The organism is Fictibacillus phosphorivorans, from assembly GCF_023715845.1.
Taxonomy (GTDB): Bacteria; Bacillota; Bacilli; order Bacillales; family Fictibacillaceae; genus Fictibacillus; species Fictibacillus phosphorivorans_D.
In genome coordinates, this window is sequence record NZ_JAMBOR010000030.1 from 19,220 (window position 1) to 34,788 (window position 15,569).

Annotated in this window: 15 protein-coding genes; 5 read left to right on the forward strand and 10 right to left on the reverse strand. The window is 40.0% G+C overall.

Annotation, left to right across the window (positions count from 1 at the left end):
- Positions 1-16: 16 nt before the first annotated feature.
- The 5 genes from M3206_RS17420 to M3206_RS17440 form a co-directional block, all read right to left on the reverse strand.
- Positions 17-1,294: an ABC transporter substrate-binding protein gene (locus M3206_RS17420; RefSeq protein WP_251313787.1), complete on the reverse strand. Its 1,278-nt coding sequence runs from the start codon at positions 1,292-1,294 to the stop codon at positions 17-19.
- Positions 1,295-1,586: 292 nt separating this feature from the next.
- Positions 1,587-2,234, reverse strand: coding sequence for a DUF4352 domain-containing protein (locus M3206_RS17425; protein WP_251313788.1), 648 nt, complete (start codon positions 2,232-2,234; stop codon positions 1,587-1,589).
- A gap of 102 nt (positions 2,235-2,336) precedes the next feature.
- Complete coding sequence (locus tag M3206_RS17430; protein WP_285877015.1) at positions 2,337-3,689, reverse strand: alkaline phosphatase; 1,353 nt, start codon at positions 3,687-3,689, stop codon at positions 2,337-2,339.
- A gap of 135 nt (positions 3,690-3,824) precedes the next feature.
- Complete coding sequence (gene ald, locus M3206_RS17435) at positions 3,825-4,955, reverse strand: alanine dehydrogenase (RefSeq protein ID WP_251313789.1); 1,131 nt, start codon at positions 4,953-4,955, stop codon at positions 3,825-3,827.
- A 356-nt stretch (positions 4,956-5,311) separates the two neighbouring features.
- Complete coding sequence (locus tag M3206_RS17440) at positions 5,312-6,544, reverse strand: PucR family transcriptional regulator (RefSeq protein WP_251313790.1); 1,233 nt, start codon at positions 6,542-6,544, stop codon at positions 5,312-5,314.
- A gap of 117 nt (positions 6,545-6,661) precedes the next feature.
- Here M3206_RS17440 and M3206_RS17445 point away from each other — a divergent pair, with 117 nt between their 5' ends.
- Positions 6,662-8,365, forward strand: a complete 1,704-nt coding sequence (locus tag M3206_RS17445) for a M3 family oligoendopeptidase (RefSeq protein ID WP_251313791.1) — start codon at positions 6,662-6,664, stop codon at positions 8,363-8,365.
- 246 nt (positions 8,366-8,611) lie between these two features.
- A complete protein-coding gene (locus tag M3206_RS17450) occupies positions 8,612-9,148 on the forward strand; it encodes a DUF420 domain-containing protein (RefSeq protein ID WP_425590745.1) in 537 nt (178 codons plus the stop codon).
- A gap of 91 nt (positions 9,149-9,239) precedes the next feature.
- Here the strand turns inward: M3206_RS17450 and M3206_RS17455 are convergent, their stop codons facing one another.
- A complete protein-coding gene (locus M3206_RS17455) occupies positions 9,240-9,863 on the reverse strand; it encodes an NAD(P)-dependent oxidoreductase (protein WP_251313793.1) in 624 nt (207 codons plus the stop codon).
- 159 nt (positions 9,864-10,022) lie between these two features.
- Here M3206_RS17455 and M3206_RS17460 point away from each other — a divergent pair, with 159 nt between their 5' ends.
- Positions 10,023-11,360, forward strand: a complete 1,338-nt coding sequence (locus M3206_RS17460; RefSeq protein WP_251313794.1) for an MFS transporter — start codon at positions 10,023-10,025, stop codon at positions 11,358-11,360.
- A 37-nt stretch (positions 11,361-11,397) separates the two neighbouring features.
- Here the strand turns inward: M3206_RS17460 and M3206_RS17465 are convergent, their stop codons facing one another.
- Positions 11,398-12,588, reverse strand: a complete 1,191-nt coding sequence (locus M3206_RS17465) for a hypothetical protein (RefSeq protein WP_251313795.1) — start codon at positions 12,586-12,588, stop codon at positions 11,398-11,400.
- A 68-nt stretch (positions 12,589-12,656) separates the two neighbouring features.
- Positions 12,657-13,385 (reverse strand): hypothetical protein, encoded by a 729-nt coding sequence (locus M3206_RS17470; protein ID WP_251313796.1) that lies wholly within the window; start codon positions 13,383-13,385, stop codon positions 12,657-12,659.
- A 447-nt stretch (positions 13,386-13,832) separates the two neighbouring features.
- Between M3206_RS17470 and M3206_RS17475 the strand changes: the two genes are divergently transcribed.
- Together M3206_RS17475 and M3206_RS17480 are read left to right on the forward strand one after the other, a co-directional pair.
- The gene (locus M3206_RS17475) at positions 13,833-14,147 is read left to right on the forward strand and encodes a hypothetical protein (protein ID WP_251313797.1); all 315 of its coding nucleotides are present in this window, start codon (positions 13,833-13,835) and stop codon (positions 14,145-14,147) included.
- 60 nt (positions 14,148-14,207) lie between these two features.
- The gene (locus M3206_RS17480; protein WP_285877016.1) at positions 14,208-15,077 is read left to right on the forward strand and encodes an NAD(P)-dependent oxidoreductase; all 870 of its coding nucleotides are present in this window, start codon (positions 14,208-14,210) and stop codon (positions 15,075-15,077) included.
- 102 nt (positions 15,078-15,179) lie between these two features.
- Here M3206_RS17480 and M3206_RS17485 read toward each other — a convergent pair whose 3' ends face one another.
- Both M3206_RS17485 and M3206_RS19240 read right to left on the reverse strand, forming a co-directional pair.
- Complete coding sequence (locus tag M3206_RS17485; RefSeq protein ID WP_251313798.1) at positions 15,180-15,389, reverse strand: hypothetical protein; 210 nt, start codon at positions 15,387-15,389, stop codon at positions 15,180-15,182.
- A gap of 93 nt (positions 15,390-15,482) precedes the next feature.
- Entirely contained in the window at positions 15,483-15,563 is an 81-nt protein-coding gene (locus tag M3206_RS19240) for an IS3 family transposase (RefSeq protein WP_425590722.1), read from the reverse strand.
- Between the last annotated feature and the right edge of the window lie 6 nt (positions 15,564-15,569).

Here is a 15,569-nt window from a genome sequence, read left to right on the forward strand (position 1 = left end):
CGGCAATGGTTCTCTCTTATTCTTTAAATGGTGCTAAAACCTTCTCGGCATCTTTCTGCGCTTTATCCAAACTCTTATCTACATGGCTTTTACCAGTCAATATCGACTGAATGGCATCATTGAAGATTTTTTGAATTTCTCCGTTTTGATAGGTAGCTAACTCACTATCTGCATATTCTAATTGTTCACGGGCAATGACTGCCTGTGGGAATTCTTCTACATATTTTTTTAATGCGTCCGTCTCGTAAGCCGATTTTCTTGTAGCAACATAACCGGTGTCGATGGACCATTGTGCCACTCGTTCAGGCTCTGTTAAAAATTTCATGAATTTAATAGCGGCTTCCTTGTTTTCTTTCGGAATGCCTTTAAACATATAAATATTTCCGCCGCCGGTAGGAGAGCCATATTGATTATTGGCAGGGAGGTAAGCTACACCAAAATCAAAATCTGCATTCGATTTTACGTTGGTTAAGTTTCCGGTCGTGTGGTACATCATTGCTGTTCTGCCGCTTAAGAAGTCGGACGGTACCGTTGCCCATTCAATCGTTCCTTCTGGCATAACCTTGTGCTTTTTACTTAAATCCACATAAAATTGCATAGCTTCTTTCGTATGCGGAGCGTTAAAGTATATCTCTTTTCCATCCTCAGACATGATGTTATCTTTCGTCTGCAGTGCTAATGCTTGTAGCATCCAATATTGATAACCTGTGCTCGGAATCTCAAGACCCCACTGATCTTTCCCGCCATTCAGCGTTAGCTTTTTACTGTAGTCGACTAATTCGTCCCAAGTTTTTGGTGGAGCATCTGGATTAAGTCCGGCTTTCTTAAATGCATCTTTGTTATAGTAGAGAACAATTGTACTTCTTTGGAATGGAAGGCTGTAGACTTTATCACCTATTTGAGAATTTGCCATAAACGCATCATAAAAATCAGTGAAGTATTTTTCATCAAACAAAGGAGTCATTTCTTCAATGACATCATTCTCTAGGAGCGTGAAGAGATCAATGGAGAATAATACCGCTAATTCAGGAGGATTACCGCCTTGAACGGCAGCCATAACTTGAGTCATTGTTTCAGAATAGCTTCCTCCGTATCTAGCGTTAACTTTTATATCGGGATTTTCTTTTTCAAAATCTGCGACCAAATCATCCACAATCTTAGCGACATCACCACCGACTGCAACGGGAAAATAGAAGTCGATTTCTGTAACTTCATCTTTTGACCCGCTGTTGCTGCTGCAAGCTGCAAGAAAAACAAGTAATACAGTAAAAAGTGCTAAAACTTTTAACTTCATAGATACTCCTCCTTTGCTTTTTTAGGGACAAAATAAATCCCCATGAACAATAAAACATACTACAAAAAATGTAATACATTTTATTGATCACAGGGTTCTCCTCATCTCTACCCCAAGACCATAAATGTCCTGTTAAGTTGTCTGATTATTTATAATAATAAATTAATTACTTTTGGATGGCAATCATTTTTTGGTTTCTCTTCCAAAATATATGTGGAAAAAGAGGATTGAATGATTATCCAAATTAAAAAACCCGTCAATGGGATGACCCATTGATCGGGTAGAAAATAGGCTATTCAAAATGAACATTAAAGGAAAGGGGTTCTGCAATTTTCTTCTTATCTTTATTAAGGACTTCACTAGATTTAATGATTACTGTTTTTACATCTTCAGGTTTTGTTTCGTTTAATATAAAACCTAGACTTCCGACTTTTACTTCTCCAGGCTTAATTTTGCCATTAAGCTTTTCTAAATAGAAATCGTTTTCCCACGTAACTTTCTCACCTTGGTCTGTCTTTATCTCAGAAACTGGCGCGAAGTGAACGGGTTTTTTTCCATTATTTTTGACTCGCACATTTACTCGTATGTAAGGAAATTCTTCCTTATCTGTGTATCCGTGAAAAAAGTCGATTAAATCTACGGAAGGTCTGTATTGCATGACTTTGACCTCTGAAACGGTTAGGGAGATGAGATCTGCCTTTTGCTCTTCATCTATTTTTTTATACTTCTTTAAAGTAACCATTCCATCAGGATCTTCAACAGATTCATTTACCTTGGTCAGCTTTGTATCATCGGAAGCTTGAGGGCTATCTTTAAATTTCAGCTCATCTGAATTGTTTTGTTCTGTGCTTTTTTGCTTTGTTTTTTCAGCACGATCTGTCGAACAACCCGTAATGATTGCTGCAGTTAAAACGAGTAAAGTCCATTTTTTGATAGACACGAAAAACACCTCCCAATAGATAAGCATCCCGCTGTTAGACGACGGGATGCTTTTTTATTTAATAGAATACCCAATAAAAAGTAGAATTATTTTTTGTTAAGTTTATCTCTTTCTATTAAGGATAGCAAAGATTTCATTTGCTGTATCTGTATTGTCGATTTTCCCAGCAAACTTCTCCATTCCAGGTCCATATGCATACACATTCACATCTTCACCCGTATGTGCGGAAGTCGTCCAGCCTGTTCCAGTACGAAGATCAAAGATTTTTTCAATCGCATTATCAATCTCTGTCACACTTCCGCCATTTTCCTTCGCTTCTTGGACGGATTGTATTTCTTCTGTAGTTAGGTCCAGGTCAATATATTTCTTTAATGTTTCCTCAACTGGTGCTCCCTCGGCGATCTTTTTGGCCATGTAATCTGGTGTTTTCTTTGCTGCTTTAATTTCAGCTGGGTCCCATTTATAAACACCATCGCGTCCCATCGTCATACCGCCTGTAGAGTGGTCCGCCGTTGCGATTACAAGCGTATGTTTATCTTTTTTGGCAAACTCAATGGCAGCTTGAAAGGCTTCTTCTAAGTCTTGCATCTCACTCATGGCACCTACGATATCATTGTCATGTGCGGCCCAGTCGACTTGGCTTCCTTCTACCATTAAGAAAAAGCCTTTTTTGTTATTATCTAATCGGTCTAAGGCTGAGTTGGTCATTTGTTTTAGTGTTGGCTGCTCTTTTGGACGATCGATTCGTTTATTTAATTCTTTAGGGGCAAAGAGACCTAAGACTTGTTCGTTATCATCTTTTAACATTTGATCTGTTGTGGTTACATAAGAATAGCCGTCATTTTTAAACTCTTCGGTTAGGTCACGGTCTTCACGAATGAAGTAGCTTGTCCCACCACCTAATAAAACATCTACTTTATGTTCGCCATCAAGTAAATCATCATAATAATCATCGGCAATTTGGTTATAGTTTTCGCGTGATTCATCGTGTGCTCCAAACGAGGCAGGGGTCGCATGGTTGATTTGAGATGTTGCTACTAGTCCAGTAGATTTTCCGATTTCTTTCGCTTGTTCTAAGACCGTTTTGACTTCTTCTTTTTCCATGTCAACCGAGATTGCTCCGTTATATGTCTTGATTCCTGCCGCCATCGAAGTAGCAGCCGCTGCTGAGTCTGTTATACTTTCTTTTTCATCCCATGAGTATGTAGATTGCATCCCAACTAAATGTTTATCAAACTGAGTTTCTTCCATCATGGGTGTGTTTGGATTATCTTTTAAGGCACGATATCCTGTTGTAAATGAATTACCCATCCCATCACCGATTAAAAAAATCACATTACGTATCTCATCCTTCTTAGGATGATCTCTGTCTGCTGAAGCATTTGTAACTACTAAACTACTAACCACGAGTGTTGATGCTGCCGCAATCGCCATTACTTTTTTGGGAATATGCATAATTAACCTCCTGTAATATTTAGTATGTTCAGGTTAAATTATATTGGAATACTATTAAATGTTTATTAGCGTACTGTTAAATTTTGATTAAAATGAAAAAACCTCCCGGAATGAGAGGTTTTTTAAGATAAGAAATTAGACAGTTTGAACGGCTTTTTCTAAAGCTGTTTCAGGAGCAACATAATCGTAGCCAAGATCAGCTGCTACTGCTTCGTATGTTATATATCCGCCAGCTGTGTTAAGACCACCTTTTAGAGATGGGTTATCAGCGATCGCTTGTTGTGCACCTTTGTTAGCGATTTGAAGCGCATAAGGTACAGTTACGTTTGTAAGTGCGATCGTAGAAGTACGAGGCACTGCACCAGGCATGTTTGCTACTGCATAGTGAACAACGCCATGTTTGTCATAAGTTGGGTCGTCGTGTGTTGTGATGCGGTCAACCGTTTCAAAGATACCGCCTTGGTCGATCGCTACGTCAACAACTACAGAGCCTGGAGTCATTGATTGGATCATTTCTTCTGTTACAAGCTTAGGCGCTTTCGCTCCAGGGATGAGTACAGCTCCGATCACTAGATCAGACTCCGCAACAGCTTGAGCGATGTTTAATGGGTTAGACATTAAAGTTTGGATGCTGTTTCCGAAAATATCATCCAATTGACGAAGACGGTCTGGGCTAAGGTCGATGATCGTAACGTCAGCTCCAAGTCCGATAGCTACTTTCGCTGCGTTTGTTCCTACAACACCGCCACCGATGATTGTAACTTTACCGCGGCGTACCCCAGGAACACCTGCAAGAAGAATACCTTTTCCGCCTTTTGGCTTCTCAAGGAATTGTGCACCGATCTGTGCAGACATACGTCCAGCAACTTCACTCATTGGTGTTAATAATGGAAGAGTGCGGTTGAATTCTACTGTTTCATAAGCGATTGCTGTTACGCCGCTTTCCGTTAAAGCTTTTGCTAATGCTGGCTCAGCTGCCAAGTGAAGGTATGTGAACAGAATTAGATCGGAACGGAAGTACTTGTATTCAGAAGCTAGAGGTTCTTTAACCTTCATTACCATTTCTGCAGCCCATACATCTTTCACATCATCTAAGATCTGCGCGCCTGCTGCTGCATAATCTTCGTTCGTAAATCCGCTTCCAACACCTGCGTTGTTTTCAACGAATACTGTATGACCAGCCGCTGATAGTGTCATAACACCTGAAGGCGTAATCGCTACGCGGTTTTCGTTATTTTTAATTTCTGCCGGAACTCCAATAATCATTTGTGAAACCTCCTATATAAGTAACTCAATGAGTGCGTTTTCATTCGTGATTTTAGTATAAAAGGAGGGAGTTCGCTTTTCATTGTTAAGAAACTAGAAAATCAAAAAAAGCATTTGTGATAATTCACAAACGCACTTTATAAAAAGTAATTTTATAGAAGATTTACTTTGAATTTCAGTACTTTACTTCTGTGAAAGGGGATTGGAGTGGAAGGTACGAGACTCCTGAGGGATGAGTGGGACAGGTGAGACCGTTTAATGACGCGTAGCGGCAAACAGGCTCACCGCACACCCTTAGGAAAGCGAGTATCCTGGAACGGAGATCACCACTTTCAAAGCAACGAAGTAAAAACCTTCTAAAACAACCGATTTATCTTGAAATCTAAATAGAGCATGATCTTTTGATGAGGACTTTTGAGGTCGATGTTTGTGATTTCACCGATGCGCTTTAATCGATAGAGCAATGTATTCATATGGATATGAAGTGCCTCTGAGGCTTTATTTAAGTTCTCATCTAAGGTTAAATAGGTCTCTAATGTGCGATAAAGCTCAGTTTTATGAAGTCGGTCATATTCCTGTAAACTCTTCAGCATTTCATTTTGATACCCTTGTCTTTGTTGTTTCTCATAAATGGTATCTAAAAATTGGTAAATCCCAAGTTCGTGGTAACCGGTTAAAGAAAGGGTTTCACCACCCAATTTTTCTTGAACCGCTAACACACTGGATGCTTCTTTATAACTTTTCTCGACTTGTGTGAATGAAGTTACTAAGCTTCCGTAGGCAGCTTTTATTTCTGAGACAGAAAATCGTTCCTTCATATGTGTAAAAAAAGTCTCTACAAAGGACTTGGCCAAATCAAGCGGCTGTTCTTTTCCGACAGGGGAGGCGAGCAGCAACATCTGGTTCGAGTCCGCAGCAGATAGAAGGACATTGATCTTTTGATTAACCGCCGCTAAATATAAGATATCTTTTTCCAGGGCAGGTGTGATTTCTTTCTGCAGCTGTAAGATAAAAACGACAGCAGGGAGAACAGGCAATATATTCAGCTCATGTAGTTTTTCTAAAATGCGTTTTTCTTGAGGAAGGTTGCCGGTCAGCATCTTCCAAAAAAGTTCCTGACGGTTTTCTTCCTTCTTTTTCGTTCCGATTTGCATTTGAAGAAGCTGGCTTTTTGCGGAAGCAGCAGCTAGCTTTAAGAGGCGCAAATCATCAGGGTTTAACTTTTTCTCCACTTCCAGCACCCAAATATATCCGAGGACCTCGCTGTTTTTCCTGATGGATACAGCAACTCGATCTCCTAACCCAACTTTCTGAATGGAACTAACCCGAACAGGATCATCACTTTCCTGCAATCGAGGTATGACGCCATCTTTCCATAAACTGTTCACCACTTTTTCAGGAACGCGGCGACCGATAATCGTTGCTACGCGTGCCGGGTCTGTACTGTCTTCATGCGTACTGTATGCGAGAAGACGGTGGTTCTGGTCTTCGATGGTAACTGGGCATGACAAAACATCACTGATTTTATCAGCTAAATTTTCGAGGCTTCCGAATGTTCCTTTAAAAGGATCTGTTTGATACTCTTTCATCTGTTCTCCCGCCTTTAACTCTTCTGCCTTTATTCTAACGAAAAAGTGCTGGATATTACAGGAGAAAGGGAGCAGTTTGTAGAAATTGGTAGGAAGTAAAAGATAGGAGGCATACACATGAAATTTAGTGAGTTTACATATGAGAGACCAAATGTAGAAGAACTGAAAAAAGATTTTGAAGAAGCAGTGCAGATATTTCGTAACGCGTCATCAGCAGATGAACAGAATGAAGCGATGAAAAAGGTCGTTTCACTGCGCAACAGCTTTGAATCAAAAGCAAGGCTCGCGAAAATTCGTCATACGATCAATACAGAAGACGCATTTTATAAAGAAGAACAAGCATTCATGGATGAGAATCTTCCTGTTTATCAGGGGATGGTCACGGCCTTTCATGAGGCACTTGTGCAGTCTCCTTTTAAAGTTCAGTTGGAAAAGAAGTGGGGAAGCCAGCTGTTCCGTTTGGCTGAATTAAAAGTGAAAACCTATTCGGAAGAGGTTCTTGAAGATTTAAAGCTTGAGAATAAATTAAGTTCTGAATATGTGAAAGTGATGGCTTCTGCGAAAATTAAATTTGATGGAAAAGAACTCACCCTTGCTCAGCTATCACCATACAACCAGTCTTCCGATCGAGAAACACGAAAAGCGGCGAGCTTGGCAGGAAACGCATTCTTGAAAGCAAACGAAGAAAAATTCGATTCCATTTATGATGAACTCGTAAAATTACGAACAAGGATCGCCCATAAATTAGGTTATAAGAATTTCACAGAGCTTGCCTATGATCGAATGGGAAGAACGGATTATAATGCGGCTGATGTGAAAGTGTTTCGTGAACAAGTGAAAGACATAATTGTTCCCCTCAGTACGAAATTAAAAGCGAAGCAACAAAAGCGTATAGGGTTAGATGAACTGAAGTTCTATGATGAGCCATTCAGCTTTACAACAGGGAATCCTAAACCACAAGGTGATGCCGGTTGGATTATAGATAAGGCAAAGCTCGTGTTTGGAGGTCTGTCTCAAGAAACGGGAGCATTCTTCAACTACATGGTCGAAGATGAGCTGATGGATCTGGAAAGTAAAACAGGTAAAGCTCCTGGGGGTTATTGTACGTATCTTCAGGATTATCAAGCTCCATTCATCTTTACGAACTTCAATGGTTCAGATAATGATGTGCGCGTGCTGCTGCACGAGATCGGACATGCCTTCCAGATGTACACGAGTCGTGGATACGAAGTACCTGAGTATCAATTCCCGACCCTGGAAGCTTGTGAGATCCATTCAATGAGTATGGAATTTTTAACATATCCATGGATGGAAGAGCTGTTCGGTAAAGACACGGAAAAGTATTTATATTCCCATTTAACAGGGGCGGTTGAATTCATTCCATATGGGGTAGCCGTGGATGAGTTCCAGCACTTTGTGTATGACCACCCAGAAGCCACACCAAAAGAGCGCCGCGCGAAATGGAGAGAGCTTGAGAAAACATACTTGCCTCATCGTGATTATGATGGCGTGGAATATCTCGAAAAAGGCGGATTCTGGCATAGACAGGGGCATATCTTCCGCTCACCATTCTATTATATTGACTACACGCTGGCTCAAATTTGTGCGCTTCAGTTTTGGAAGCGATCAGTCAAGAACCGCGAACGTGCTTGGGACGACTATTTCGCTCTTTGTCAAAAAGGAGGAAGCCTACCGTTCACAAAACTCGTGGAAGAAGCAGGGTTGATCTCGCCATTTGAAAAAGGCTGTGTATCATCAGTGGTGGGAGAAGTAGAGAAGTTCCTTGCCACAATCGATGAAGAGCAGTTTGCGAAAGCTTAATCATTTGTTTAAGAAACCGGCCGGTGCCGGTTTTTTCTTTTTTTATGAAAAGATGACTGGGAGAGGGGAGAAAAAGCAGAAAAAGTTTCAGTTCCATGTCCAATATTTGAATAATTATTGACACTTATTTCGAGGAGGCACTTTTTAGGGGTTATTAAGTTTGGAATTAGGGTGCAGAATGGTAAAATGAAGTTGGAAATCGGAAAGATAGGAACCACTTTATTTTGGTTTGAAAAGGAGTAATACATGATGGCTGAAACAAAACAGCGTAATTATACCCCGCTAATCATTGGTTTATCAATTGCGATCAACGTACTGGTTGCCGTTCTATTCTTCTTACCCGAGTATGAAGGTGAGATCGCGTTTGATGTAACGTTGTTGCCGCGGTTGAATGCAATCTTTAACAGCTTTACATTCGTTTTTTTACTGGCTGCTCTTTATTTCATTAAGCAGAAAAACATAACTCTTCATAAACGGTTCATCTTTGCAGCGTTTACGAGCACCACTTTTTTCTTGCTCTCTTATGTGACGTATCACTATTTAACGGAATCCACCTCTTATGGCGGAGAGGGACCGCTTAAGTACATTTATCTCTTTATTCTGCTCACGCATATTCTGCTTGCCATCGTGATAGTGCCGCTAGCTTTAATCACGGTTACACGCGGGTTAAACATGCAAGTGGAGAAACACCGCAAGATCGCTCGCTGGACGATGCCGTTATGGTTGTATGTAAGTTTAACAGGCGTAATCGTCTACTTGATGATATCCCCTTATTATGCGTAAGATATCGGCTAATATCTTTTAAAAGATAGGAAAAGTCAGGAGAATGATTTCGTTCTCCTGACTTTTTCTTTTTGGAGTATATCGTTTTGAATCAATAAGCGATACCCACACGATATTTAGAGAAACGGGGCTCTTTTATAAGAGAAAAAGTGAAATGGGCTGTATCGCCAGTAGAAATGCTCTTACCGTCCTCAGGTAAAAAGTCTTTTTCTACGCGATATGTCCCTGTAGTGTCTCCATCAGGTAAATAAGTGGGGCACACGATCGTCCAGTCTAGGTTGCTTTCTTTTAGATGTAAATACGCTTTGTGATGGTCTTCAGCTGCTCTCGTTAATTTACGCTTAGATTCAGAAGATTGATAGCGCAGCAATTCAGGTTCTGTACGACTTTGCAAGATACCAGCCGTACCGACCGATATGATACGCGATATGCGTTCTTTTTTCATGGCGTCTATAATAAGGGGCATGCTTTCAGAAAGAACGTTTTCACCGTCCGTGGATAGAGCACTGACCACCATATCGCTACCCGATATGGCTTCTTCTATATCATCTTTATTTAAAACATTACCATGTGTAAATGTAACCTTCTCCACTAGGTGTGAAGGAAGTTTCTCAGGATTACGTAGGAGAATATGCACGTTTACTCCATCTTGTATGGATCGTTCTGCAATCTTTTGTCCAACTCTTCCTGTAGCGCCTAAAAGTAATAGTTTCATAAAAAAAGACCTCCTGCGATTCGCTGTTTTTATCATAACATTTAAGTATCCTTTTAAAAAAATCTAACTAAGTGTAAGTTTTACTAAGCAAAATAAAAGATTTTTATTTTCCACTCATGCTAAGATAAAAAATATTGTTTTGAAAAGGTGGTGAACACAATGGCTGCTGAGGAAGCGCGTTTTGGCTCAATCCAAGAAAATCGAATCATCCCTTTATGGAGTTTGACGGTGTGGTTGGTTGTTATGAATACAACCATGTTCAATGTTGCACTGCCGAGTGTTATTTCACAGTTTGATCTAAGTCCGACGGCGGGTTCTTGGATCGTATCAGGTTATTCCATTGTGTTTGCCTTGTCGACGATTACATTCAGTCGCTTATCTGATTTTATACCGATCGGCAAGTTGTTAATGACGGGGCTCGTGATCTTAAGTATCGCTTCGATCATTGGCTATTTTGCTAATAGCTTTATTTTTGTACTGGTGAGCCGCTTGGTACAGGCGACGGGGGCAGGAGCGGTCCCGGGACTCGGGATGGTGCTTGCGACAAGGTATATACCGATCTCCAGACGTGGGCGTGCCATGTCTTTTATTTCGTCAGCTGCATCCCTTGGCTTTGGATTAGGACCGGTGATTGGTGGTGGCCTCACACAGCTATTTGGATGGAACTTTTTATTTCTCGTAACAGGACTCGTTTTGCTGCTTCTTCCTATTTTTAAAATCTATCTGCCTGTTGAACAAAAGCGGGACGGTTCGTTTGATTTTATAGGGGCTTTGTTAACGGGTGGAGTCGTAACCACTTTATTACTCTATCTTTCTACTTTCGCTTTTTTGCAGCTTGGATTAAGTATCTTGTTTTTAGTCTTGCTTGTCATTTGTTCAAGGAAAAAAGCGGAGCCTTTTATTCGGATCAATCTGTTTAAGAACAGCAGGTATGTATCACTTTTACTTGTAGGGTTGATCGCGTTCATGACCCATTTTGCTTTCTTGTTTGTAATGCCGGTGATGCTTGCTAATCTATTTCATAAGGAACCGGCTGTAATAGGATTAGTCATTTTTCCTGGAGCTATGTTATCCGCGCTTGCCGCCATTTTTGTAGGACGCTGGATCGACCGCTTTGGCAATCTGCCCGTCATGAGAGCGGGTCTTCTGTCGCTGCTGGTATCAGCACTATTATTCTCTCTGCTTGGAACAAAAGCATTTTACATGCCAGCGATCTTCTATATGTTTACCAGTTTAGGATTCTCTAGTCTTACTTCTAGTCTGGCAAATGAGAATTCTAGAATCTTACATAAAGATGAAGTGGGTTCTGGCATGGGGATGCTCCAATTGGTGCAGTTCTTCGGTGGAGCGCTTGGTGTAGCGGTTGCGGGCCTCTTGATTGAAGGGCAACGTGCATTTTCATTAGACGTCGTATACCGCAATGTGTTCATATTCTATACGATTCTAGTTTGTGTGGCGATTGCCATCTATCATTTTAAATTAAAGAAAAAAGTGTAAGTTCCTTTATGAAAAAGAAGAGCTTACACTTTTTTTGTTAGTTCAACATTTTGAAATCATACGAATGAATGGATTTACCTTTAATCGATTTCAAGATATCGTCTAGGCCGTTTATTTTAATCGTCTCGACTTGTTCTCCGGTAACCAATGAATATTTTTCAATCCTATATTTTTCTTTTGTATCTTCGTCATAGCGTAACACATAAACATGATCGTTATTAAAGTAGATTTCCTCATTATGCCGGACGCCATCTTGAGGAGCATTTTTTAAGGTGAACGGTTTATCTACTTTTTTTGTTTGTGTATCGAACGTGATGATTTCCCCGAGACCATTCAAATAATAGAGGATCCCGTTATTGAGATAGGCAGAATTTTTTACGTTATAAGGTATGGAAGCTGTAGGATGCTTCTCGTCTGAATAAGAATCTAACTGGATTTTTTCTTGTTTCCGTGTTTTTTTGTGAACGCTAAACAAAACAGTATGTTCACTCGTGTTATTTACAAATTCACTTAAAATAAAATAATAGTAGTCTTGATCACTTAAGATTGGAGAACGAACCGAGTATTCTGAGTTTGTCTTATTGTCTAATGTAACAAGATCTTTTACATGGACGTCACTTTCTTTGAACATAACGTTTTTTAACGAGTACAGATTCTTTTCTATATCTTGAGCCAAAATCAGGACTTCGTTATCTGTGATACCAGAGGCTAAAATATAATGAGGGATGTTAGCTGTCTGAAACCCGCTGTTGTTTCCGTACCATACATTTGAATCATACCCTCCGTTTTTGTTTACGCCGGTATTAAAAATTGTAACGTGCAGATCTTTAGCCTTTAAGTAACCGGACCGTTCCCCTGTATATTGAGACTTCTTCATATTGAACTCTTTATAGTGGTTACCTATCAATCTAACTGAGTTTTTATCCGTAAGCATAACTTCGCGATCATGAACGGAAAGATTTCCTAACTCAAGGCTTTTCATTTGATAAGCATCTGCTTCCCCTTTGTTATTGAGAAAAACAGCAAGGCTTATTCCTTTGTCGTCCATATCTTGATCTGCAGTCGTCGAAAAATACATAACGGCTTTTTTATCTTCTAGAAAATTTGAATGTTGAATATCCTCTTTTTCTAGCGAATACGACGCATCAATACTTTGATTCATAAAGAGATTATACACAAGTACGCCTATTAAAAGAATAAGGGCTAAAGAAAGAATCATTTTTTTCATCATGATCTCCTCTTCATATAAAGAAGGCAATAAGTTCGCTGAAATCCGCCCTTATTGCCTTCTCGTCATTAAATATTCCGGATCAGCCTAGTATCTGGTGCATCTCGGACATCTCGTGGGTATACACCAAGACCCCCGTCTACATCCAAATCAAGGTTGCCGTGTAATACATAAGCCGACCATATTAGTTTCGAACAGTTCTTATCACCAATATGGGAAGTTTTTCGATTCGTGACAAAGTTGTAAGAATAATCATCAATGCCAACACGGCTATATGCCCAGTTTGCAGCATTTTCGCGGTTCGCCGAACTCGTTGTGACCGATTTAACTTGGGCATCTCCCTGATCTACTTTTCGTAAAGTCGTTGAGATGGTTCTAACTCCCGTGTCAGGAACAGATTCGACAATCGTGCTGCTGGTATAGTACATACCAACATGTCCATGATTGAGATACGCAGTTTGAGAAGCGGTGTAAAAGAAGTCTCCTTTAGAACTGTTTCCAACCGGAACAGTTCCTCCCTTGCCACCCATCGTTCCCACTTTTTCTGCTTCTTTTGAAGCTTTCATCTGATCCTGTTTTAGCTCTTTAACGATTTGCTTGAGGACGGCTTCCTCTGTATCACCGGTGTTCTTTGCAATAGACCGTACACTCGATAATAAATCTTCCTTCTTTAAATCTGGCTGCATCTGCAAAATCTCGTCTGTATAAGACGAGCTATGACTCTGAGCAAAAGCGCTTGGTGCCGAAAAAGCTACGAGACAGAATGCCAAAACAGTAGTGACTACATGTTTTTTCATATTCTAATCCTCCTGCCATAATGGGCCCCCTTTGTCGACAACTAGAATTTACCATTTATATACAGTTAAGTAAATATGAATCGATATAAACAGTAAGGATGACATATCGAAATCATGAAAATTAATCCAAATGAACTGTCCCAAAGAATGAGTGGTATGGGAAAAACAGGTCAAAAGAAGCTGAGAAATAATAGTAAAAATGAAGGTTAGTCTTTTGCCTTGGAGAGCTGTTTTATAAAATGACCATAAAAACATGGATGAAATAGAGCAAACACCCTAAGGCAAAAAGAGAAAAACTGAGTGGGAAATAAATTGTTTGGGGTCAGACCCCCCAGCATAAATAGTTGTAGAACTTTGTCAGAACTTGCCGATAAGTATGTTGGAAAGATAAATAGGCTAATCATTAAGCATGTTATACAGGATTGTGAAAGAAACGAGGAAAGATCTGTGGAAAAAAATAAAGAACTTATCGATTCATTAATCAAATTTCAGATACTATTAAATACGCACCCAGACACTGTTGATTCCATTCCGGTTTTCACAAATTACATACGCTCCTTTTTGCGCATCAAACCAATGGGCAGAACACTGCCTACCATTGAAATCATGACTTTATTAAAGAACGAAAAGCCGAGAATGTTTTATTTATTAAAGAGGCATTCGTCAGACGATATCATGATGATGTTAACGAATTTAAGCATGGATTATAACCAAGCACAAAACAAGATTAAACGAATCTTACAAGGTGAAGTCATCGCATAGGAGTGATGATTTTTTCATTTCGTGTACTTTCGTTATAATGAGACAAAAGGAGTGAGAGAATTGAAGACAATCGGATTTATTGGAACAGGGGTTATGGGGAAAAGCATGGCAGGACATCTGATGAAAGCAGGGCATCCCGTCCATGTGTATACACGAACGAAAGAAAAGGCGAGTGAACTCCTAGATCATGGGGCGATATGGGCCGATTCACCAAAGGATATTGCCCAAGATTGTGACGTGATCATCACGATGGTCGGTTATCCTAAGGATGTCGAAGAGGTATATTTAGGTACAGACGGTCTTATCGAACACGCAAAAGAAGGTTCTTATTTGATTGACATGACAACTTCAAGTCCTCAGCTCGCTCAAAAAATTGCAAACACTGCAACTGAAAAAAATCTTACAACATTGGATGCACCCGTTTCAGGCGGTGATGTAGGAGCAAGAGAAGCTAAATTATCGATCATGGTCGGTGGGGACGAAACAGCATTCAACGAGCTTCTTCCTATCTTCTCAAAAATGGGAACGAACATTGTCTATCAAGGTAAAGCAGGGTCTGGCCAGCATACAAAAATGTGTAATCAAATAGCGATCGCCGCTGGAATGATCGGTGTTTGTGAAGCGATCTTATATGCTGAAAAAGCAGGACTAAACCCGGAAACGGTGCTGAAAAGTATTGAATCAGGGGCAGCGGGAAGCTGGAGTTTAAGTAATTATGCGCCAAGAATGTTAAAGGGTGACTTTGCACCAGGGTTTTATGTGAAGCATTTTATTAAAGACATGACGATTGCCCTCAACTCTGCTGAAGAAATGGGATTGATGACGCCAGGTTTAGCATTAGCTAAAAAATTATATGAAGAACTGGCAGAAATGGGAGAAGAAAATAGCGGGACGCATGCGTTGTATAAACGCTTAGCCCATCAAATTTAATCAGGTTTTGATTTTAACATCTTATAATTTATTTCAGGATAAATAAAAAAGCGGGGGATACGTCCTCCGCTTTTTTATGCAAATCAGTTTCAAGCCAGTTTTTTAGTACACATACGTCCCGACAATAAACAACTGGAACAATACAGTGATTCCGATAAAATAAGAAATTTCGGCGAAAAGACCCCATTCCTTATTTTTAACAGCCTGCATCACATACAGTGCAATGATGGAAACGATAATAGGAACAACAAGCGAGCTGCCATCAAAGGTTAAATACTTTGGTGCTAGTGTATAAAAGCGATTATTGAACAATGATTGAATCACATAGAGCTGTGTTAGAACAAAAAGCGAAATCGCTACCCATTTAGACTGACTTAGTCAATTGAGACAATAATAAAACACCTGTTAGGCTGCCATACTTCCAAATTCGATTGGAGTGTGGTAGCCTAATTTTTCTTGAATTCGCTCTTCATTATAATACTTTATGTATTG